Raw genomic sequence first — 20,675 nt, 5'->3', positions numbered from 1 at the left:
AGGATCGGTCGAAGCGGGATAGCGGCGCGCTGCACCGACACTAAGGCCCGGTTAAGGCCGGAAGCTGACCCGAGTTGCCGCAAACGGGGGTGTCCGATCGACCGGAGACCCCGACATGCCGCAGACGGAGTTGATCATCCGTCGCATGGCGGGGAGCAAGCAGGGGCAAGCGGGAGCCCGGCCGTGGGTGCCGCGCTAAGCGGCGGTCGGGGTGGCTCGTGGGGTGAGCCAGAGCAGCACCTCGGCTCCGCCGGTCGGGCCCGTCCGCAGCTCCAGCCGTCCGCCGCCGGCCTCCGCCGCCCGGCGGGCGATGTCCAGCCCCAGACCGGTCGACCCGGCCGTGCTGGCCCCCCGGCGGACCGTGTCGGGCGGCATGCCCGGCCCCTCGTCGGCCACCGTGAGCAGCACCTGCCCGTACGACCCGGCGCTCCTGCCGGCCACCGGGGCGAGCCGCACGGTGAACGGGGCGCCGTCCGGCGTGTGCGCGAACACGTTGCCGAGCAGCGCGTCCACCGCTGCCGCCAGGTCGTCGGCGGCCACCGCGACCGGTAACGGCCCGGCCGCCAGCGCGCAGTGGACCGTCCGCCCGGTGTCCTCGGCCAGCACCGACCAGAACGCCACCCGGTCGGCGACCACGGCCGCCGCGTCGCAGCCCGTCGGGGCGGCTGTCGGCCGCTGCCGCCGGGCCTGCCGGATCAGACCGGTCACCGCCCGCTCCAGTCCGTCCACGGCGGCGGTGATCCGGGCCGCGTCCTGCGGGTCGCCCAACGACTCGGCCTCCAGCCGCAACGCGGTCAGCGGGGTACGCAGCCGGTGCGACAGGTCGGCCACCTGCTCGCGTTCCTGGGCCAGCAGCTCCTGGATCCGGCCGGCCAGATGGTTGAGCGCGCCGGCCACCTCGCGCAGCTCGACCGGGCCAGCCGGGGTCACCCGGGCGTCCAGTTCGGCGTTCGCGAGCCGGTGCGACACCGCGGACAGCTCACTGATCGGCCGGACCAGGGAGCGGGCCAGCCGGTCCGCCACCACCAGCCCGATCACCACCAGCAGCATGCCGAGCAGGGCCAACACCAGCCAGGCCCGGCCCACCCCGGCGGTCAGTTCGGCGCCCGGCACCACGGTGCGGATCACCCCGGTGCCGTCGGGCAGGCCCTGCACCGCGATCACCACCTCGCGTCCCCCCGCCGACTCGGCGGTGAGGCTCTGGCCCCGGGCCGCCAGGGCCACCGCCGGGGTACGCGGAACCGGGGTGCCGAGCACCGTGCCGTCGGGCAGGAAGACGCTGACCGGCCGACCGGAGTCGGCGGCGAGTTGCTCGACGGTCAGCCGGATCGTCGCGGCGTCGGCCGTACCCACCACCGGCACCAGGCTCTGCGCGTCGGCGGTGGCCCGGACGGTGGCCCGGTCCTCGGCGACGGTACGCACCAGCAGCGCGAGCGGCACCAGGAAGGCGACCAGGGTGAGCACGCTGACCGCAGCGGCCAGCAGGGCCAGGCGCGCCCTCACCCGGCCTCCCCCGGCGGCGTCAGCCGTACCCCCACTCCCCGGACGGTGTGCAGGTAGCGGGGCTGCTGGGCGCTCTCGCCCAGCTTCCGGCGCAGCCACGACAGGTGCACGTCGACGGTCTTGTCCGCGCCGCCGTACGGGATCTGCCAGACCTCGGTCAGCAGTTCGCGTTTGGTGACCACCTCGTCGGGGTGGGCGGCCAGGTGGTGCAGCAGGTCGAACTCGCGTGGGGTCAGCTCGACCGGCTCACCGTCCAGGGTCACCTGCCGTGCCCGCGGGTCGACCCGTAACCCGCCCACGACCAGCGTCGGGTCGTCCGTTCCGGCGGCCGAGGCCGCGCGCCGCAGCACCGCCCGGACCCGCGCGTCGAGCTGGGCGGCGGTGAACGGCTTCACCACGTAGTCGTCCGCGCCCGCGTCGAGGACCCGGACGATCTCCGTCTCGTCGTCGCGGGCGGTGGCCACGATCACCGGCACCGGGCTGACCGCGCGCAGCATCCGCAGCAGTTCCCGACCGTCGAGGTCGGGCAGTCCGAGGTCGAGCACGACCAGGTCCGGCCGGTTGTCGAGAGCGTCGCGCAGCCCGTCCATCGCGGTCGACGCGGCGGCCACGGCGTGGCCCCGGTCCCGCAGCGCTCGGACCAGCGGGGTCCGGATCGACAGGTCGTCCTCGATGAGCAGCAGGCGGGGCACACAGGCAGGCTAGCCGCCTGCGACGGCTCCGGCCCGCGCCTTAACCCTCCCTTATCGTCGTCCGGTGCTCGCCCCAACCCGCGATCGGGGATAGTCGGGGCATGCGTCGTCCGTTCCTCGCCGTCGCCGGCTGGTTGGTCACCGCCGTGCTGGTCACCCTGGTCGGGGTGGCCGCGATCCGGCTGGTCGGGGAGAGCATCACCGGCACCCCGGGCGGCGTACGCAGCCAGGAGGAGGTCGAACGGGCGCTGGCCACGCCGCAGCCGACCGGTTCCGGCCCGGCACCGCCGGCCGGCCCGTCCACCCCCGGCACGCCGTCGCCGACCACCTCCGCCCCGTCGGGCGTACGGCGGGTCTTCGCGACCACCGGCGGCAGCGCGGTGGCCGAGTGCGGCCCGGACGGGGTACGGCTGGTCTCCTGGGCACCGGCGCAGGGCTACCGGGTGGGTGAGGCCGACCGGGGCCCGGACGACGACGTCGAGGTCAGCTTCGTCGGGCCGTCCGGCGAACACGAACTGAAGGTGCGCTGCGTCGGCGACGAGCCGGTGGCCGAAGAGGACGACGACTGAGGGATCCGCCCACGGGCTGATCCACGGCTTCTGCCGCCTTTCACCGCGTCTGTCGTGAACTTCCGCCATCTGACAACGCAGCGGACCGCCGGACGTATTTTCGTCCGCCGATCCCCCTCGGTAAGGGTGTCCACCCGCGCGCCGGCCACCGGTCGCGGGACCCCCAGCACCGGGAGGGAAACGTGTCCACGCGTCTGACGCAACGCACCCGTCGAACCGTGCTCACCCTGCTCACCGGGGCGGCGACGGCGGCGCTGCTCACGGTCACCTCGGCCACCGCGGCGCCACTCGACCGCTCGGGTGACGTCGGCACCCTCATGGCCGCCGACGTCTTCATCAAGGACCACCCGTCGGACGTCGGACTCCAGCCGCACGGGTACGACCCGCTCTGGGAGAGCCCGGACATCAAGGTCTGCCACTACGCCACCGGGTGCAGCAGCAGTCAGAACCCGATCGTCGGGGTGCGCAACTACGTCTTCGTCAACCTGAACACCCCCGGCCCGTACGGCGGAAGCGACACCGAAGAGGGCTACCTCGAGGTGTGGCGGACCGTGCCGGGTGGTGGGGCCATCTGGCCGGGTGGCTGGACGCAGATCGGCTGGAAGGCCGTGCCGGTCGCCTCGCCGGGCGTGACCACCGTCGTCATCCCGTGGGACAACGTGCCCGGCCCCGGCCACTACTGCCTGGTGGCCCGCTGGGTCTCCCCGAACGACCCGATGAACTTCGAGGGTCCGGACATCAACATCAACACTCGGCACAACAACAACATCGCCTGGCGCAACGTGGACACGGTCGAGGTGGAGGCCGGCGGGCTGGCCCAGGTCCGGCCGTTCGCCATCGGCAACACGACGCCCCGGGTGACCCGCAACACCCTGGCCTTCAGCGAGGTCGGCGCGCCGCTGCGCGTCGCCGGTGGCCGGCTCGTCGCCGACCTCGGAACCACGCTCTACCAGCGCTGGGTACAGGGTGGCAAGGCCGGCAAGGGCGTCCGTGACCTGGGCCGTAACCAGATCGAGATCGTCGAGCCGGGGCAGGCCAGCCTGGACAACCTGACGTTGAACCCGAAGGAGCGACTCACCCTGTCGCTCAACTTCACCGCCACCACGGTGACGAAGGAGCCGATGGCCGTACGGGTGACCCAGTTCGGTCCGGACAACACCGGCGCGGAGCGGGCGGACCTGGGTGGGGTCCGCTACGACGTGACGGTGGGTCAGCGAGCCGCCATGCGCTGACGAGGGGGTGGAACGGAGGTCGCGGACGGGACCCGCGGCCTCCGTTCCGGCGTGTCCGGCCAATCACCTTCGGCGGCGAGGACCGCGACCGGACCGACCACCGGCCCCGCCGCATCCCGGGCGCGGCCGACGGCACGCGGGCCGAACGGGAAAGCGGGCGCGGCTCAGCGCAGGCTGACCCAGGCGGTTCGTACGGCGTACCTCGTGGTGCTGGCGCGGAACTGCACCGGACCGGCCGGCGGCACCCCCATCGAGAAGAACCCGACGTCGTCCACCGGCACTTCGTCGTACTGACCGGCTGCGGTGCGGGCGCTGACCCGACCGGGACGGGCCGGGGAGAGCTGCCCGACGATGCCGGTGGCGGTCACCTCGAGCTCGACGACCACCGGCCCGCTGCGGAAGGTCAACGTCCGCTCGGCACCGGTGGAGCGGGTCAGGCCGGCCGGTTCCCGGTCACTGGCCGAGTCGAAGGTCAGTTCGGCGAGCGCCAGCTCGGCGTCGACCGTACGCCAGGCGAAGGCAGCCAGCGCCGCGTCCAGGAACTCCTCGGAGACCGGCCCCGGGTCGCGCAGGGCGGCACCCAGCTCGACCAGCAGCGCGTCGTCACCGGCGGGCGGCCACTGCTCCATCGCGTTCACCTCCGGTCCCCTCCGCCCCGCCCGGGGACAGTCGAACATACGGGGCGAGTGCCGGGCAGTCACGCAGCCTCGCCAGACAACGGGCCTGCGTCGGACCGACACTGCCCACCGGCATGCCGAGCCGCTCACCGACCTCCCGGTAACTCGCCGGAGGATCTCCGGCGAGCAGCGCCAGCAGGTCCCGGCAGCGGGTCGGGAGCTGCGCGAACGCGTCCCGCAACGCCTGCTGCCGCTCGGCCCGCAGTAGGTCCTCGTCGGGGCTGGCCGGGTCGATCAGCAGGAAGACGCCGGTGTGCCCGTCGACCGAGTCGTCGTACGGGTCGAACGGCTGGGTGCGCCGGCCGATCCGCAGCAGCCGGTGACACTCCCGCCGGGTGGTGGTGACCAGCCAGGCCGGCAGGGCGTGCGCCTCGCGCAACCGGCCGAGTTGTTCGACCAGCCGCAGCCAGACGGTCTGGTTGACGTCGGCGGCGTCGACCCGGTCCAGCCCGTGGCTGCGGATCACCGTCACCACCAGGGGGGTGTACCGGCCGACCAGCTCCGCCCAGGCCGACTCCTCGCCAGCGGCGGCGGCGGACACCAGGGCGGCGGTGTCGCGCGGCGGTGGGGTGCCGGGCACCGCCCGGTGGTCGGCGCTGCTCATCCGACCAGCACGCCGTAGTCGGGGTGCCAGACCGGGCCGGCGACGAGGAGCGCCGCAGCGGAGGCCGCGTCCAGTCCGGTGGCGGTCATCAGCGCGGCGATCCGCCCGGAGACGTGGGCGGTGGCGAAGGAGGTGCCGGCCCAGGCGGCGAAGCCGTGGAACAGCAGGGTGGGCTGGCCGGACAGGTACAGCTCGCCGTCGACGTAGGTGCTGTTCCGGTCGCCCTGGGCGCAGGCGTCCACCCAGGAGCCGTGGCCGCTGTACGTGGCCGGGACCGGGCCGGTGGGGCCGGCGCTCACCGCCGCCACCGCCACCACCTGGTCCAGGGCAGCCGGCCATGCCTTGCGGGTGGTGCCGGCGTTGCCGGCGGCGGCGACCACGGCCACCGTGCGGGGCAGCCCGGCGAGGGCGTTCGCCACCGGCAGCGGCGGCTGGTCGTCCTGGGTGAAGTAGCCGAGGGACAGGTTGACGATCGCCACCGCCGAACTCAGCCGGCCGAGCGCGGCGACCAGGCTCTCCTCGTCTCCGATCCCGGTCGGAGTGAGCGCGGCCTCCGGGTCGAACCGGACGCCCGGGGCGGCCTGCCGGACCACCCCGGCGACGAAGGTGCCGTGGCCGCCCTGGAGGGCGAGCTGGGTGCCGCCGAGGTAGAGCGCGTCCTCGTCGTCGGTTTCCGGCAGGTAGCTGCCGCCGAGCCACTGCGGGTGGGCGGTGCCGGCCCGGCGCCAGATGCCGGTGTCGCAGACCCCCACGGTCACGCCGGCCCCCTCGCCCTGCCGGGCCGGATCGGGGGCCGGCAGCGGAGCGGCCACCCGGGGTGGCCCACCGGGGTTGCCCATGATGTTCCCGAAGCCGAGCAGGACGTGGTGCGGCTGCACCAGCGGGACCGGCTGGCCGGGCCACTGCCGTGGGTCACGCAGCTTCGTCACCACGCCGGGAATGTCGGTCTCCTGCTGGAACAGCAGCCGGCGCACGCCGCCGAACCCGGCCACCTCGACGACCTGGTGGCCCCAGCCGCGCAGCCGACTGAGCACCCGGGCGAGATCCTGCGGGGCGACCAGGAGCTGCCGGGGACGGTAGAGGAACTCCCGGCCCTGAACGGTGTGCCGGCGGACGGTCGGGTCGGCGGCCACGGCCTCCAGGAACGCACGCTGGTACGCCTGGTCGGGCGACTCCGCGGCACCGGCCGGCCCGGGACGGCCGAGTACGCCGAGCGGCACCGCGGCGGCGGCCAACACCGACCACCCCACCAACCGTCGACGGGAGACCTGCCCGGACGGACACGACACGTTGCGGTGGTCGGGTGACACCGGACCTCCAGGCGAGTGGAAGACGCGTGGCCGACGACGGTCAGGCGGTCACGAAACGCTCTCCGAGCAGGACAATTATTTCAGAAGATAGCCGGGTGTCAATCGTTGATCACGCTGCGTCCGGTCCCTGACATTGACCGGAGCGCGCCGGTCGGGGATTCTTCTCCGCATGGCCGACCGGACCGTTTCCGGTGCCGGCGCGGCACAGACCGCCCTGGACGCGGTCCAGCGCTACCCGCACGAGGCGATCGCGGTCGCCCGGCAGGTGCTCGCGGGCGCACCGGACTCCGGTGCGCGGTCCACCGCCGAACGCGCCATCGGTCTGGCCCTGCGGGAACTCAACGACCTGCCCGGGGCACTGCGTCACCTGCGCCGCGCGGTCCGGGCCGCCGACGACCCCCGGCTCCGGGCGCTGGCCCGGATGAGCCTCGGGTACGTGCTGGCCAACGCCGGCCGGACCACCGCCGCCCTGCGCGCGGTGACCCTGGCGCTTCCCCTGCTCACCGGGGCGGATGCCGGGCGGGCCCGGATGCAGCGGGGCGTGGTGCTGCACTACCGGGGCCGGTTCGACGAGGCGGTCCGGGACTACGGCGTGGCCGTGGAGGTCGCCCAGCGGGAGGGCGACCTGTTGTTGGAGGCCCGTGCCCGCAACAACCGGGGCCTGATCGACGCACACCGGGGCTCCGGCCGGGGACCCGACGACGACCTGCACCGCGCGGCCACCGCCTTCAGCCTGCTCGGGCTCGACCTGGCCGCCGCCGACGCCCGGTGGAACAGCGGCATCGCCACCGGCCAGCGCGGTGACGTGGCCGGCGCGCTGCGCTGCTTCGCCACGGTCGACGCCGAGTACCGGCGGCTCGCGGTGCCCCGACCGGCGCTGCTGCTGGACCGGTTCGAGCTGTTGCTCTCCGTACCGCTGATCGACGAGGCGGTCGAGGTGGCCGCCACCGCCGTCACCGAGCTGCGTCGCCGGGGGATGGCCTCGGACCTGGCCGAGGCGCTGCTGGCCCGGGCTCGCGCCGCGCTGCTCGCCGGTGACCTGCCGACCGCCACCGAGGCCGCGGCGGCGGCCGGCAGCCGGTTCCGCCGGCAGGGGCGCCGCACCTGGGCCACCTTCGCCCGCCACGTCGAACTGCGGGCCGGGTACGCCCAGGGCGTCCGGTCACCGGCCCTGCTCGCCGCGATGGTGCGGACCGCCGGTCAGCTCGACGCGACCGGCTGGCCCGGCCCTGCGTTGACCACCCGGATCGAGGCCGCCCGGCTCGCCACCGCGCTGGGGCGTACCGACCGGGCGGCCGGGTTGCTGGCGGTGGCCGCCGACTCCCGCCGTCGGGGCACCGCGCCCCGCCGGGCCCAGGGGTGGTACGCCCTCGCCCTGCGCCGAAGGCTGGACGGCGACGAGTCCGGCGCGGCGCGGGCCCTGCGCCGGGGACTTGCGGTGCTGGACGGCCACCGCGCGTCACTCGGCGCGACCGAGCTGCGGGCGCACAGCGGGGCGTACGGGCACGAGCTGGCCGCCGAAGGGCTGGACATCGCCGTCCGGCGGGGTGCCCCGACCCGGGTGCTGGCCTGGGCGGAACGGTGGCGGGCCAATGCGCTGCGGATGCGGCCGGTCTCCCCGCCCCAGGACCCGGACCTGGCGACCGCCCTGACCGAACTGCGGATGGTCAGCGCCGCACTGGAGGACGCCCTGCTCACCGGCCACCCCGTACAGGCGTTGCGACGCAGCCAGGCCCGGTTGGAGCAGCGCATCCGGGAACTGGCCCGGGGCGTGGACGGCGGCGGTGAACTGCTCCGGCCGCCCGACGTACCGGCGCTCGCCCCGGCGCTCGGCAACGCCGTGCTGCTGGAGTTGGTCGCGCACGGCGACCGGCTACGGGCGGTGCTGGTCCGCGACGGCCGGGCCAGCCTGCACGACCTGGGGCCGCTCGCGGAGGCGGTACGGGTGGCCCGGCGGCACCGCTTCGGGCTGCGCCGGCTGGTCACCACCGGCGACAGTGCGGACGCCCGCGCCGGGGTGGCGCACACCGCCGCCGCACTGGACGGGCAGCTCTTCGACCCGGTACGCCGCCGGCTCGGCGACCGGCCACTGGTGATCGTGCCGATCGGCGAGCTGCACGCCGTACCGTGGGCGGGGTTGCCGACCTGCGCGGGCCGGGCGGTGACCGTGGCGCCCTCGGCGACGGCCTGGTTACGGGCCGCCGGTCGGGTCGGGCCGGTCGGGCCGCCGGTGCTGGTGGCCGGGCCCCGGCTGTCCGCCGCCGAGGCCGAGGTACGCCAGCTCGGCACGGTGCTGCCCGGCGCCCGCCCGCTCACCGGGGCCGCCGCCACCGCCGACGCGGTGACCTCTGCGCTCAACGGCGCGGGGCTGGCGCACATCGCCGCGCACGGCCGGTTCCGGGCGGACAACCCGCTCTTCTCCACGCTGGAACTGGCTGACGGGCCGTTGACCGCGTACGAGTTGGAGCGGCTGACCAGCCCGCCCGGGTGCGTGGTGCTGTCGGCGTGCGACTCCGGCCGGGCTGGTGTCCGGCCGGGCGACGAGGTGATGGGCTTCACCGCGGTGCTGCTGGCGCTCGGCACCCGCAGCCTCGTGGCCACCGTCCTGCCGGTGCCGGCCGACCTCACCACCGCGCTGATGCTGGACCTGCACCGGCGGATGCGGGGCGGCGCCGGCCCGGCGGTGGCGCTGGCCGAGGCCCAGCGGGCGTTCGACGACGGTGGCGGGACGGGGGCGGCGCACGCCACCGCCGCCGCCTTCGTCTGCTTCGGCGCCGGATGAGCAGCCGCCGGGCTGCCGGGCTCACCCGCCGGCCGGAAAAGAACGGCGGACACGTGCGGGGCCGGCACCGTCACCGGTGCCGGCCCCGAGCGGCGGACAGATCAGCAGCCGCAGGTGTAGTACAGGATGTCCCAGTGGTTGCCCTCCTTGGTGTAGAGGTTGCCGGAGGGCGCCCGGTACTGGTAGCCGAAGCCGGAGATGTATCCGACGTAGGTGTAGTTCGCCGAGATGTAGTTCTGGATGCAGGTGCTCAGGCCGATGTCGACCTTGTAGCCGTTCCAGTGGCTGTAGGTGCCGCCGGCGTGGCCGGTCTCGGTGCCGGCGGTGATGATGATGCCGCAGCCGCTGGCCCGCTTGAAGGTGATGATCCCGTCGATGGTCGCCTGACGGATGCCGTCAAAGGACGTGCAGGTCGGGTTGTTGCGGTCGCTGCACCCGCCGCTGGAGGTCCAGGAGATCCCGGCGTTGCGCAGTTGCGTGGTGGCACTGGAGTGGCTGATGGCGAAGGCCGGGCTGGCCAGGCCGAGGGCGGTGGTCACGGCGGCGACGGTGGCGACCAGCAGCGTGAGCATGCGGCGCCGCAGACCGGGTCGGGTGGGGGACATCGGCTCTCCCGTTCACGAGGGGGTGGGACTTTCCGAGTGAGCAGGCCGGCTTGAAGAATTCCTACCAGATATCGATGAGTATAACTATGTGGGAAACCCACATGCCAGGCGTTTCCCCCGGTCATCGCACCTTGCGCGGATGCCGGACGGCGGCACCCGGGGCCGCGTGAGCGACCCCGGGCACCCGCGTCGGGCGGGCCCCTCCACTCGCCCCTCGCCGAGCGAGGAGGCCCGACCCGACCGGCGCGGTCAGGAAAACTTGATGGAACTCGCCCGGTTGCTCCAGCCGGTGCCGATGTTCGCCAGGTTGGCCGAGGCGTCGATCCAGGTGGACGCGGCGCCGGAGAAGTTCAGCCCGTCGTAGAGCTTCACGTCGCACTGGTTGTAGGTGCGCACCGAGCTGATCCGGTTGTTCATGTTCCCCGCTGCGGTGCTCCGCAGGTCAGCCCACTGCCACTCGCTGTCGTACGACGAGGTGCACTGCCGGGACTGGGCCCAGGCCAGCACCGTGCCGGTGTAGTTGGTCCCGTCGTACGTACGGGCGATCACGATGCTGGCCTGGGCACCCACGTCCCGTAGCGCCTGCTCCTCACTCCCGGCACAGGACCACGCCCCGGTGTCCAGGTTGATCGCGCAGTTGCGGGCCGCCGGGGCGGCGGCAGCGGGCGCGCCGAGCGCACCGAGCAGCCCCAGGGCGCCGATCGCCGCACCGGCCAGGGTGGTCTTTCGGGTCCGCACAGCTCTCTCCTCTCGTCGGATGCGGAGCGACCGGTCGATCGCCCCGCATCCATTGCTATGCGCCGGACGGATTGACCGGAACACCCTTCTGAGCTGGTCAATCAATTCCGGACAGCGGTGCGGGTCGAACGAGTTTCCGACAGCTCTCTGGATCCAGTTCGACACCGTGGGTAACCATGGACCGGACTGCCCGTGAACCCCTGGAGGAGTACGTGGCCCGTCAGGAGCGACCCGTCGATCCGACCGCCGGACCCGTGCAGGCTCTCGCGTACGAGCTGCGCAAGCTCCGTGCCGAGGCGGGCAACCCCACCTACCGGACACTCGCCCGCACCGCCGGCTACAGCGCGACCACTCTCTCCGAGGCGGCCGGCGGCACCCGGCTGCCCACCCTGGAGGTGCTGCTCGCCTACGTCGGCGCGTGCGGCGGGAACCCCGACGAGTGGCGGCGGCGCTGGCACGAGGTGGCGGACGAACAACGCCCAACCGACACCGGGAACGTGAACCCGGCCGATGGCCCGCCCGACGAGGACGGACCGCTCCCGCGCCGTTGGCGGCGGCCGGCACTGCTGGCCGCCGTGGCCGCCACCGCCACCGCCATCACGGTCGCCACGGCGGTCGGGGTGGCCCGGCGTGGCAGTCCTCCGGCGACGGCACCGTCCTCCGCTCCCCCCGCCTGTCCCCGGCTGCCGGCCGACGCCACCTTCACCGGGACGACGTACGGCGCCGGTGCCCACGTCCGGCGGGGCGCCAGCCGGGACCAGCCGGTGCAGACCACCATCCCGGCCGGCTGCACGGTCGGCTTCACCGGTTTCTGCGTCGGCGAGAAGGTCTACGACAACACCGGCGGCACCCCGGACGTGCGCTGGTTCACGGTGGCCGGTGGCGGGGTCGTCTCCTCGGCGGTCGTCCACGGCAACCCGCCCCGTGGGCTGCGCGCGTCCGAGTGCCCGCAGGGTCGGCCGCTCCCGAGCACCCTGGACTTCTCCGTCACGGCCGACCGCTCCGGCCCGCTCACTCTGCGCGCCACCGGCCCCGGTCTGGACGTCGTCGGCTTCGCCACCTCCCCCGACGGCGGATCCGGCTGGCGCCAGATCGGCCTGGTCGACGTACGCGATCCCGCCGTCGGGGCGAGCGCCCGGACCGACCCGCCGGCCGGCGGTGCGGCGGTCCTCGTCGCCGCTGCCTGCCTGGGTGGGGACAGCCCGACCGGGCTGATCCGGGCGGTGCGGTCGACCGGACCCGGCCGGGCGGTACCGATGCCGATCGACCCGGGGCAGCAGGCCGCGGCAGCGGCGTCCGCCTGCCGTTACCCGAGCGCCGGCTGATCCCCTTCCCGTCACGAGCCGACCTCGTGCCGGTTTCCGGCCCGGACGCGTGAGCCGCCTCCGCAAACGACGAGGTCGGCCAGCGTCAACAGCTTCTCGTAACGGTGTCAGAAATGAAGGAAAGCCCCACCGGATACATTGACACATGTCTCAGTCTTCGCAACACTCCGGGCATTCGGCCTCAACGGCGAAGCCACCCTTTGACCCGGCACGGGGGTCGAGAAAGGACAGCCATGGGAATGAATCGTCGCGCGCTGCTCGGCCGGATCGCCGCCGTCGGCGCGGCCGGGGTGGCCGGGTCCGCCCTGGTGCTGCCCGGGACGGCGCAGGCCGCCACCTGGAAGAAGCGGCTCACCGGGGCGGACCTGGACACCAACCACCGCTGGCAGGTGGCCGGCACCGACCTGGGTATCCCGTACGTGCTGGAGAACGGCTCGATCGGCTATCTCTTCGGGGACACCTTCAACACCCCGTGGCCGGAAGGCCCGCCGCTGCCGAACGACTGGCGTTCGCCGGTCATGCTGCGTTCCGCCGTCCACCCGGGCGCGGCGGGTGGGGTGGTCTTCGACAGCGCGGCCAAGGTGTGGGGCAACGGGCGTGCCCCGGAGATCATGCACAACGGCCACAACGGCATCGGCATCGACGGGCTGTGGGAGGTCACCGTCATCCCGAACGACGGGATCAGCTTCCCGGAGACCGGCCGGCAGCTCGTCTCGTACATGAGCATCGAGAACTGGCACTCGGTCGGCCCCGCCGGGCCGCACTGGAAGTCGCGGTACGCGGGAATCGCCTACTCCGACAACGGCAACGACTTCGTCCGGACGAACCTGAAGTGGTGGAACAGCCCGGACAACAAGGACCCGTTCCAGATGTGGACCATGCAACGCGACGGGGACTGGGTCTACGTCTTCTCGGTGCGGTCCGGCCGGCAGGACGGTCCGATGATGCTGCGCCGGGTCCGCTGGGACCGGCTGTTCTACCCCGAGTCGTACGAGGGATGGGGCTGGAACGGTTCGAACTGGGGCTGGGGTCGGCCGTGCAGCCCGATCCTCAACGGCCGGTTCGGCGAGCCGTCGGTGCGGCGGTTGGCCGACGGCACCTGGGTCATGGCGTACCTGAACGCCGCGACCGGCAACATCGTGACCCGGACCGCCACCGGTCCCGACCAGGTCTGGACGCCGGAGAAGATCCAGGTGACGAGTTGGCAGGAGCCCGGCCTGTACGGCGGCTTCATCCACCCCTGGTCCAGTAGCAGCGCCAACGGCCTGCACCTGATGGTCTCCAAGTGGACCCGCCTCCCGGACGGCCGCAGCACCGCCTACCACGTCAGCCAGTACGTCGGCACCGTGTGACGGACGGGCTCGACCGGTCGGCACGGGTGCCGGCTCGGCGTCGCGCATCCGCTGCGCCGGCACCCACGACCGGAACCCCGCCCACAGCCTGACCCGCCGACCGGCGAATCGCCGGTTGAAAGGGGGAGGTGTGTGTCGGTGATCATCGGTACGGTGGTCGCCGACTCAGGACGGGGAGCACTCAGGCGTGGACCACACCTTCCAGGTCGACCTCCGTGGCGTGGTCGACCTGCTCAGTCATCACCTGTACGGCAGCCCGCGGGTGTACGTCCGCGAGCTGATGCAGAACGCGGTGGACGCGATCACCGCACGACGGGCGGCCGAGCCGGACGCGCCCGCGCTGATCCGCATCGAGCCGCCCGAGCTGACCGGCGACGGGACGCTGCGGGTGCACGACACCGGCATCGGCCTCACCGAGGCGCAGGTGCACGAGCTGCTGGCCACCATCGGCCGTAGTTCCAAGCGGGACGAGCTGGGCTTCTCCCGGCACGAGTTCCTCGGCCAGTTCGGCATCGGGCTGCTCTCCTGCTTCCTGGTGGCCGACGAGATCCGGGTGCTCACCCGGCACGGTGACCAGCCGACGGTCTGCTGGACCGGCCACTCCGACGGCCGCTACGCCGTCGAGCCGGCCCCGCCGGGCGCCGGCCGGAGCGAACCGGGCACCACGGTCACGCTGGTCCCGCGCCGGGACGCCGACCAGTGGTTCACCACCCCGACCGTCACCGAACTGGCCCGGCTCTTCGGCTCGCTGCTGCCGGTCACCGTCCGGGTCGGGGACGTGGTGACCACCGCCGGCCCGCCGCCCTGGCCGACCACGCCCGGCGCCCCGGTGGACCGGGCCGCGCTGGTCCGGTACGCGCGCGAGACGCTCGGCTTCGACCCGTTCGACGTACTGCCGCTGTCGGTGCCGGAGGCGGGGCTGACCGGCGTCGCGTTCGTCCTGCCCGGCCCGGTGAATCCGGCGGCCCGCGCCGGCCATCGGGTCTACCTGAAGCGGATGCTGCTCACCGAGCACGCCGACGGCCTGCTGCCCGACTGGGCCTTCTTCGCGCACTGCGTGGTGGATGCCAGCGAACTGCGGCCGACCGCCAGCCGGGAGGCGCTCTACGAGGACACCCTGCTCACCGCGACCCGGGAGGCCCTCGGTGACCAGGTACGCGGCTGGCTGGTCCGGTTGGCGAAGCACGACCCGCGCCGGCTGGCCGAGTTCCTCCAGGTGCACCACCTCGGGGTGAAGGCGCTGGCGCTGCACGACGACGAGATGCTCCGCCTGGTCGACGAGTGGTGGCCGATGGACACCAACGTCGGCACGCTGACGCTGGCCGAGTTCCGCCAGCGGCACGGCCTGATCCGGTACGCGGCCAGCCTGGACGAGTTCCGCCAGCTCGCCGCGGTGGCCGCCGCCCAGGACCTGGCCGTGGTCAACGGCGGCTACACGTACGACACCGAGCTGATCGAGCGGCTGCCCACGGTGGACCGGTCGGTGCTCATCGAACGGCTGGAGCCGAGCGACCTGACCACCCGCTTCGACGCGCTCGACCCGCAGGTCGAGTTGGCCCTGCGGCCGTTCCTCGCCGCCGCCCAGCGGGCCCTGGACCGGACCGGCTGCGAGGTGGTGATCCGGGCGTACGACCCGGTGTCGCTGCCGGCGCTCTACCTGGTCAGTCGCTCGGCGGCGTTCAACGACCAGCTCGCGGCCAGCCGGGACCGGGCCGACGAGCTGTGGGGCGGGGTGCTCGACGCGCTCGCCGCGTCCGCCCCGCCGGACCGCCCGCAACTGGTACTCAACCACCGGAACCCGCTGGTCCGCCGGGTCAGCACGCTCACCGAGCCGGAGCTGGTCGGGCTCGCCGTCGAGGCGCTGTACGGGCAGGCGTTGCTGCTCGGGCACCATCCGATCCGCGCGGCCGACGCCGCGCTGCTGAACAGTTCCTTCCTCGGCCTGCTCGGCCGGGCCGTACCGGGACGGGAGTGAACGGTTGTCCACCACCGACGAGGACCTGTGGCGGGTGCTCCGCGAGGTCAACAACATGCCGTACGGGCCGGGGCAGATCGCCGCCCTGGAGCAGTTGCTCCGGCGGGTCGACGCCGCCGGGGACCGCGAGCTGGCCTTCGTCACCCGCATGCAGGCCACCAACGGTTACACCTACGGCGGCGAGCCGGCCAAGTCCTTCGTGACCTTCTCCTGGTGTCTGGCCGAGTTCGACCGGGACCCGCAGCCCTACCACGCCCGCCACGCCGGGCAGTTGCTCTGGCACTTCAAGTACATGGTCAACGGCCTGCTGAAGTTCCCCGAGGTGCCGCTGGACCGCACCCAGGGGGTGCTCGACGACATGGAGCGGCGGTACCGCGCGGGCGGGCACAGCCTCCAGGCCGTGCACAAGCACCGGTTCCGGGTGGCCGACCACGTCGGCGACGCCGAGGCGGCGGCGCACTGGTACCGACTCTGGCAGACGACGCCGCGCGACGACCTCTCCGACTGTGCCGGTTGCGACCCCACCACCCAGGTGCAGTACCTGGCCGGCACCGGTCAGCACGCCGAGGCGGTGGCCCTGGCGGAGCCGGTGCTCGCCGGACGCCTCACCTGCACCGAGCAGCCGCAGGCGATCCTGACCGCGCTCCTCGGGCCGTACCTGCACACCGGCCGGCACGCCGAGGCGCGGGACGCGCACCGGGAGGCGTACCGCCGGATGCGGGGGAACCTCGCCGACCTGTGGGACATCGGCGACCACATCGAGTTCCGTACCGTCACCGGCAACGGGGCCCAGGCCCTGGAGCTGGTCGAGCGACACCTGGACTGGCTGGACCGGGCGCCCTCGCCGGCCGCCGCCATGCACTTCGCGGCCACCGCGTCGGCCGCGCTGCGGCAGGTGGACGGCGCGCTGACGGTGTACCGGCGGGCCGCCGGCGACCGTCCGGCGGCGGACGTCCCGGCCGGGCAACTCGCTGACGAACTGGCGGAGACCGCCACCGCGCTGGCCGCCCGGTTCGACGCCCGCAACGGCACCACCCACCAGTCCGAGCTGGTCGCCAGCCGACTGGCGGTCCGGCCGACCGGTGAGCACCTGCCGCTCTCGGCGAGCCTGCGCCGCCGTCCGGCCCGTCCGGCCGCCGGCACCGGGCCGACCGGCGGCGGTACGGCCTCAGGTGCCACGACCGCCGACGCGACGGGCGCCCACACGACGGCGGGCGGACCGGTGCCCGCCCCGGTCGAGATCCCCGCCGACGCCGGCCCCGACCAGTTGCTGGACCTCGCCGAGGACCACTGGCGACGGCACGACCAGGTCACCCTCCGGGCTGCCCTGGCCGCGTACGACGCCCGGTTCGCCGGGACCGAGGTCTCCCCGGCGACGGCAGCCCACCGGCTGGAGCTGCGCGTCGCCGAACTGCGCGACGACGCGCAGTCCCCGGCCGCGATCGAGGCCAACCGGGCGGCACTGGCCGCGTACCGGGAGCTGGGCGACGAGGTCCGGTCCCAGGTGGTGGCCGGCCGGCTCGGCGTACTGCTCGCCAGGACCGAGGAGGCGGAGGAGGGTCTGGCGCTGGTGCACGCCGCCGCCGAGGTGCTGGACCGGCTCGGCGACGACCGGCTGCGCGCTGCCGCCCACGACCGGGTCGCGCTGGCCCTCGCCTACGGGCAACGCTGGGACGAGGCGCTCGTGATGCTGGACCGGGTACCGGCCGACGCGGGCGGCGATCCGTATCTGGCGCTGCGGGTGACGCTGCACCGCACCCAGCTCCTCGCCGACCTGGAGCGGGAGCAGGAGTGTCAGGAGTCGGCGGAACAGGCCCGCCGGCTCGCCCGGGAGCTGGGCGTCAACGACCTGCTGGCGGTGGCCTGCCTGGCGGCCGCCCGGACGGCGGACGACCCAGCGGACGCGGTGACCGCCTGCGACGAGGCGTTGGGTGTGGCCCAGGCCGAGCTGCTGGTGCCGGCACGGGTCACCCGGGCCCGGGCGCTGATGGCCGCCGGACGGGCCGACGAGGCGGTGGACGACTTCGCCGAGGCGGTGACGCTCTGCGTGGAGCGCGGCGTCGAGGGGGATGCCTTCCTGCGCTGGGAGTTGGCGAACGCGTACCGGGTCGCCGGCCGGCTGGGCGAGGCCGCCGAGGTCGCGGAGGAGGCGGTGCTCGGGCTCGACCGGCTCGGCGCGCAGGCCGAGGCGGACCGCTGCCGACACCTGCTGGCCGGCATCTACGAGGGGCTGGGCGAGATCGATCCGGCGCTGGCGCTGCTGGCGCAGCTCGCGGAGAACCTGGACGGGCCGGACAACCTCCCGCACCGGGCCCAGGCCCTCGAGGAGGCCGGCGGCATCCTCTACGACGCCGACCGGGACGCCCTGGCCGCAGAGCGGTTCGCCGCTGCGGCGGACGCGTACGGACTGGCCGGGCTGCCCCTCGACGAGCTGCGGGCCCGCCGCCGCGAGGCGTACGCCCGGCTCTGGTCCGGCGACAGCGCTGCGGCGGTGCGTACGGTCGAGGTGGTGGACCGGGTCGCGGCGGCGCTCGCCGGGCAGCCGGACCAGGAGCCGCCGGTGACGTACGAGCTGGCGTTGGCGGCCGAGGCCGGGGCGCGGGTGCTGGCCGGCGAGGGCCGACCGGGCGAGGCGCTCGACCGGCTGACCGGGGTGCCCGACCGGCTCCGGTCGATCGAGGCGTTCGGCGAGGCGGCCCAGGTGGAGGTCCTCACCGGTGACCTGCTGCTCCAGCTTCACCGGCCGGAAGAGGCGGAACGGCTGCTGCGCCGGGTGCTCGGCGGTCTGCCCGCCGGCTCCCGTCCGGCCCAGCAGACCGCCTGGCTGCTGGCCCGGACGCTGGACGAGCTGGGCCGGCCGGAGGAGGCGACCGCGGTACGCGAGGAGCACGACCTCGACCACGACCACTGACCGGGTGGCCTGCCCGACCACGGTCCAGCGGTGTGCCACAGGTCCGGCTCCTCGCGGTGGGCTCGTCTGTCGAAACCTCCAACCACCCCGTTCCCGCAGGAGACCAGGACAAACCGGTTGTCCGCCGCCGGCTGCCGATCGTCGTGTTCCGCGTCCTCGCCGATAGCACTCGAAACCCGGAAATCCGCAGACAGGTCGGCTTTCTGTCAAGTCGAAGAAGTTGAGTAATCGCCGTTGCGCGGTACGGCTGACAGGAGTTACCGACGCCGGTACGCTGTCGACGCTTGAGATTGACATCAAGCTATCAAGCCCGGTCGTACCGTCGAGCAGCTAACTGTTCCATGGCCGGTGACCAGGGCGAATGCGCGCCGCGCCTGACGTACGCGCCTCATCGCGAGGCACGGCCAACGGGAACGGCAAACCGATATATCGGCGCGAGCGTATCGCGCCGGAAGAGAGGGAAAGGGATGCACCGGGTCAGAATGCCTCGCTGGCGTTTACTGTCCGCCATGGTCGTTCTCGGCGTCCTGCCGGCCCTTGCCGCCACCCCGTCCGCGGCAGCCGGCACGACGATCGCGGGACTGTTGCCGCCCACACCACCGACCTTCCAGCACGAGCTGCTCGCAAAGGCCGCTCCCGACGAGTGCTTCAACGGGATCGGCATGCCCTACCCGGCCGGTCCCCCGTGCGAACAGGGACAACCCAAGGTCAACCAGGCCTACGTGTGGTCGCTCGCCCGGGCGAACAATCGCCTGTGGTTCGGCACCGGGGCAAACGTCAACTGCATCGTCGGCGGTACGACCCTCTCCCGGCCGAATCCCCGGCTCAACGACGACTACGTGTGCGAATTCGCGGAAAGCCAGATCGTCGACCAGAACCCGACCATGCCGACCAACGTCGGCGACCACCGCCATCCCCGGGCCTACGTCTACGACGAGACCTCCCGGGTGCTGACGGAGAAGACGGACGACATCAAGAACCGCTCGGCCGACGACGCCTCCCGCCTGCGCCGGACCCTGGGACTGCGGGCCGGCGCGACGCACCAGGGCGTGGTCATCCTGGCCGGGCCCGCCCTCGGGCAGTCGGTCAGCATGTTCGCCTTCGACACGACGACCGGGCAGTACCTCGGCTCGGCGAACTTCCCCAAGTACGGCAACATCCGCAACTTCGTGATCGCCGACAACGTTCTCTACGCCGGCGTCGGGGTCGGCGCGAACGGCCGGGAGGGCGGATACGTCCTGCGCTGGGCCGGGGACCGGACGAACCCGTTCAACTTCGTCGAGGTCGGGCAACTGGCGGCCCAGGTGGCGGACCTGGCGGTACACGAGGGCCGGATCTTCGTCAGCACCTGGTCGGCCGCAAGCGGTGGCGCGCTCGCCGCAGGCTCGACGACCGGCAGTTCCGGGCTGATCGGAAACCTCCTCGACCCGCTGCTCGGCCTCATCGGCATCAAGCCGGTCGAGGACGCGGATCCCGGGGTCGCCGGAGTGTGGATGAGCCCGCCGCTGGCGAACGGCGAACCCGGACTGACGGCCGGCGACGCCGGGGGCTGGAAGCTGGTCTGGAGCGCGTCCTCGTACGAGCCGGATCCGATCATCGCCGCCACGTACGGCCTCGGCGCCCTGATGTCGTACGACGGGTACCTCTACTGGGGCACGATGCACGTGCCGATGAAGTCGACGAGCAAGGTCGCCGAGGCGTACCCGCCGGGAGACGAGGTCGAGGCCCGTGCACTGCTGGAGAACTCCCAACGCGCGGTGAGCATCTTCCGGGGCAAGCGGTTCGACACCCTTTTCGAACAGGTGGACCTGCTCTACGGCGAGGAGAAACTGCCGGCGTACGACGCGACCGCGAACAACGGCGCCGGTGCCTGGGAGAACATCTCCACCGGACACCGCGCACTGCACGGCCGCATCGGTTTCGGCAACATCTACACCAACTACACCTGGACCATGGAGGTGGCCGGCGGACGACTGTTCATCGGCACCATGGACTGGAGCTACCTCGCAAAGGACCTGCTGCCCGAAACGGCGGCGCAGATGGGCTTCCGTAACGCGGCCACCGGGCTCAGCGAGGAACTGGATCCGATCGTGATCGACCCGGCGATCTACGGCGGCGATCTGTGGATGTACGAGTCGACCCTGCACCCCGCCACGGCGGTGGACACCAAGGGACTGGGCAACCACCTGAACTACGGTTTCCGGACGATGCTTCCCAATGGTTCGGGCCTGTACATCGGTACGGCCAACCCAATGAACCTGCGTACCGATCCGACGGACGATGTGCCGGAAGGCGGCTGGGAACTGCTCAAGCTGGTTCCCGCAGGCTGAGCAACCCGATACGAAAAGGCAACGGCCGGATGGCGGACAACGCCATCCGGCCGCTGTTTTCGGTTGAATG

15 protein-coding genes are annotated in these 20,675 nt (G+C 73.2%); 8 read left to right on the top strand and 7 right to left on the bottom strand.

Annotated elements, in window-relative coordinates:
- Positions 1 to 195: 195 nt before the first annotated feature.
- Positions 196 to 1,503: a sensor histidine kinase gene (locus tag GA0074692_RS26450; protein ID WP_091648800.1), complete on the bottom strand. Its 1,308-nt coding sequence runs from the start codon at positions 1,501 to 1,503 to the stop codon at positions 196 to 198.
- The gene (locus GA0074692_RS26445) at positions 1,500 to 2,195 is read right to left on the bottom strand and encodes a response regulator transcription factor (RefSeq protein ID WP_091648797.1); all 696 of its coding nucleotides are present in this window, start codon (positions 2,193 to 2,195) and stop codon (positions 1,500 to 1,502) included. Before GA0074692_RS26445 ends, GA0074692_RS26450 begins: the two co-directional genes overlap by 4 nt.
- 101 nt (positions 2,196 to 2,296) lie before the next feature.
- On the opposite strand from GA0074692_RS26445, the gene GA0074692_RS26440 reads away from it, so the two are divergent.
- Positions 2,297 to 2,764, top strand: coding sequence for a septum formation initiator (locus GA0074692_RS26440; protein WP_091648794.1), 468 nt, complete (start codon positions 2,297 to 2,299; stop codon positions 2,762 to 2,764).
- 182 nt (positions 2,765 to 2,946) lie between these two features.
- The gene (locus GA0074692_RS26435) at positions 2,947 to 3,996 is read left to right on the top strand and encodes a hypothetical protein (RefSeq protein WP_141725417.1); all 1,050 of its coding nucleotides are present in this window, start codon (positions 2,947 to 2,949) and stop codon (positions 3,994 to 3,996) included.
- A gap of 164 nt (positions 3,997 to 4,160) precedes the next feature.
- Here the strand turns inward: GA0074692_RS26435 and GA0074692_RS26430 are convergent, their stop codons facing one another.
- Genes GA0074692_RS26430 through GA0074692_RS26420 form a run of 3 tightly spaced genes read right to left on the bottom strand, consistent with a single transcriptional unit; the run spans position 4,161 to position 6,587 of the window.
- The gene (locus tag GA0074692_RS26430) at positions 4,161 to 4,625 is read right to left on the bottom strand and encodes a hypothetical protein (RefSeq protein ID WP_091648787.1); all 465 of its coding nucleotides are present in this window, start codon (positions 4,623 to 4,625) and stop codon (positions 4,161 to 4,163) included.
- A complete protein-coding gene (locus tag GA0074692_RS26425) occupies positions 4,600 to 5,277 on the bottom strand; it encodes a sigma-70 family RNA polymerase sigma factor (protein WP_091648784.1) in 678 nt (225 codons plus the stop codon). Before GA0074692_RS26425 ends, GA0074692_RS26430 begins: the two co-directional genes overlap by 26 nt.
- Entirely contained in the window at positions 5,274 to 6,587 is a 1,314-nt protein-coding gene (locus GA0074692_RS26420; protein WP_245730474.1) for a S8/S53 family peptidase, read from the bottom strand. Before GA0074692_RS26420 ends, GA0074692_RS26425 begins: the two co-directional genes overlap by 4 nt.
- 169 nt (positions 6,588 to 6,756) lie before the next feature.
- On the opposite strand from GA0074692_RS26420, the gene GA0074692_RS26415 reads away from it, so the two are divergent.
- Positions 6,757 to 9,369, top strand: coding sequence for a CHAT domain-containing protein (locus GA0074692_RS26415; protein ID WP_091648780.1), 2,613 nt, complete (start codon positions 6,757 to 6,759; stop codon positions 9,367 to 9,369).
- A gap of 101 nt (positions 9,370 to 9,470) precedes the next feature.
- Here GA0074692_RS26415 and GA0074692_RS26410 read toward each other — a convergent pair whose 3' ends face one another.
- Both GA0074692_RS26410 and GA0074692_RS35005 read right to left on the bottom strand, forming a co-directional pair.
- A complete protein-coding gene (locus GA0074692_RS26410) occupies positions 9,471 to 9,974 on the bottom strand; it encodes a hypothetical protein (protein WP_091648777.1) in 504 nt (167 codons plus the stop codon).
- Positions 9,975 to 10,223: 249 nt separating this feature from the next.
- Positions 10,224 to 10,712, bottom strand: a complete 489-nt coding sequence (locus GA0074692_RS35005; RefSeq protein WP_176738586.1) for a peptidase inhibitor family I36 protein — start codon at positions 10,710 to 10,712, stop codon at positions 10,224 to 10,226.
- Positions 10,713 to 10,888: 176 nt separating this feature from the next.
- Here GA0074692_RS35005 and GA0074692_RS36215 point away from each other — a divergent pair, with 176 nt between their 5' ends.
- The 5 genes from GA0074692_RS36215 (at position 10,889) to GA0074692_RS26380 (ending at position 20,605) form a co-directional block, all read left to right on the top strand.
- Positions 10,889 to 12,037: a helix-turn-helix domain-containing protein gene (locus GA0074692_RS36215; RefSeq protein ID WP_141725416.1), complete on the top strand. Its 1,149-nt coding sequence runs from the start codon at positions 10,889 to 10,891 to the stop codon at positions 12,035 to 12,037.
- Between the two features lie 233 nt (positions 12,038 to 12,270).
- Positions 12,271 to 13,389, top strand: coding sequence for a glycoside hydrolase family 183 protein (locus GA0074692_RS26395; RefSeq protein ID WP_091648767.1), 1,119 nt, complete (start codon positions 12,271 to 12,273; stop codon positions 13,387 to 13,389).
- Positions 13,390 to 13,576: 187 nt separating this feature from the next.
- Positions 13,577 to 15,364: an HSP90 family protein gene (locus GA0074692_RS26390; RefSeq protein ID WP_091648764.1), complete on the top strand. Its 1,788-nt coding sequence runs from the start codon at positions 13,577 to 13,579 to the stop codon at positions 15,362 to 15,364.
- Positions 15,365 to 15,419: 55 nt separating this feature from the next.
- Positions 15,420 to 18,275, top strand: coding sequence for a hypothetical protein (locus GA0074692_RS26385; RefSeq protein WP_091654123.1), 2,856 nt, complete (start codon positions 15,420 to 15,422; stop codon positions 18,273 to 18,275).
- A 509-nt stretch (positions 18,276 to 18,784) separates the two neighbouring features.
- The gene (locus GA0074692_RS26380; RefSeq protein ID WP_245730472.1) at positions 18,785 to 20,605 is read left to right on the top strand and encodes a hypothetical protein; all 1,821 of its coding nucleotides are present in this window, start codon (positions 18,785 to 18,787) and stop codon (positions 20,603 to 20,605) included.
- The last annotated feature ends 70 nt before the right edge of the window (positions 20,606 to 20,675 follow it).

The sequence above is a fragment of the Micromonospora pallida genome, from assembly GCF_900090325.1.
GTDB classification, from domain to species: Bacteria; Actinomycetota; Actinomycetes; order Mycobacteriales; family Micromonosporaceae; genus Micromonospora; species Micromonospora pallida.
Note: the sequence above shows the minus strand (reverse complement) of the source record. Positions and strands in the feature narration are given on the sequence as shown.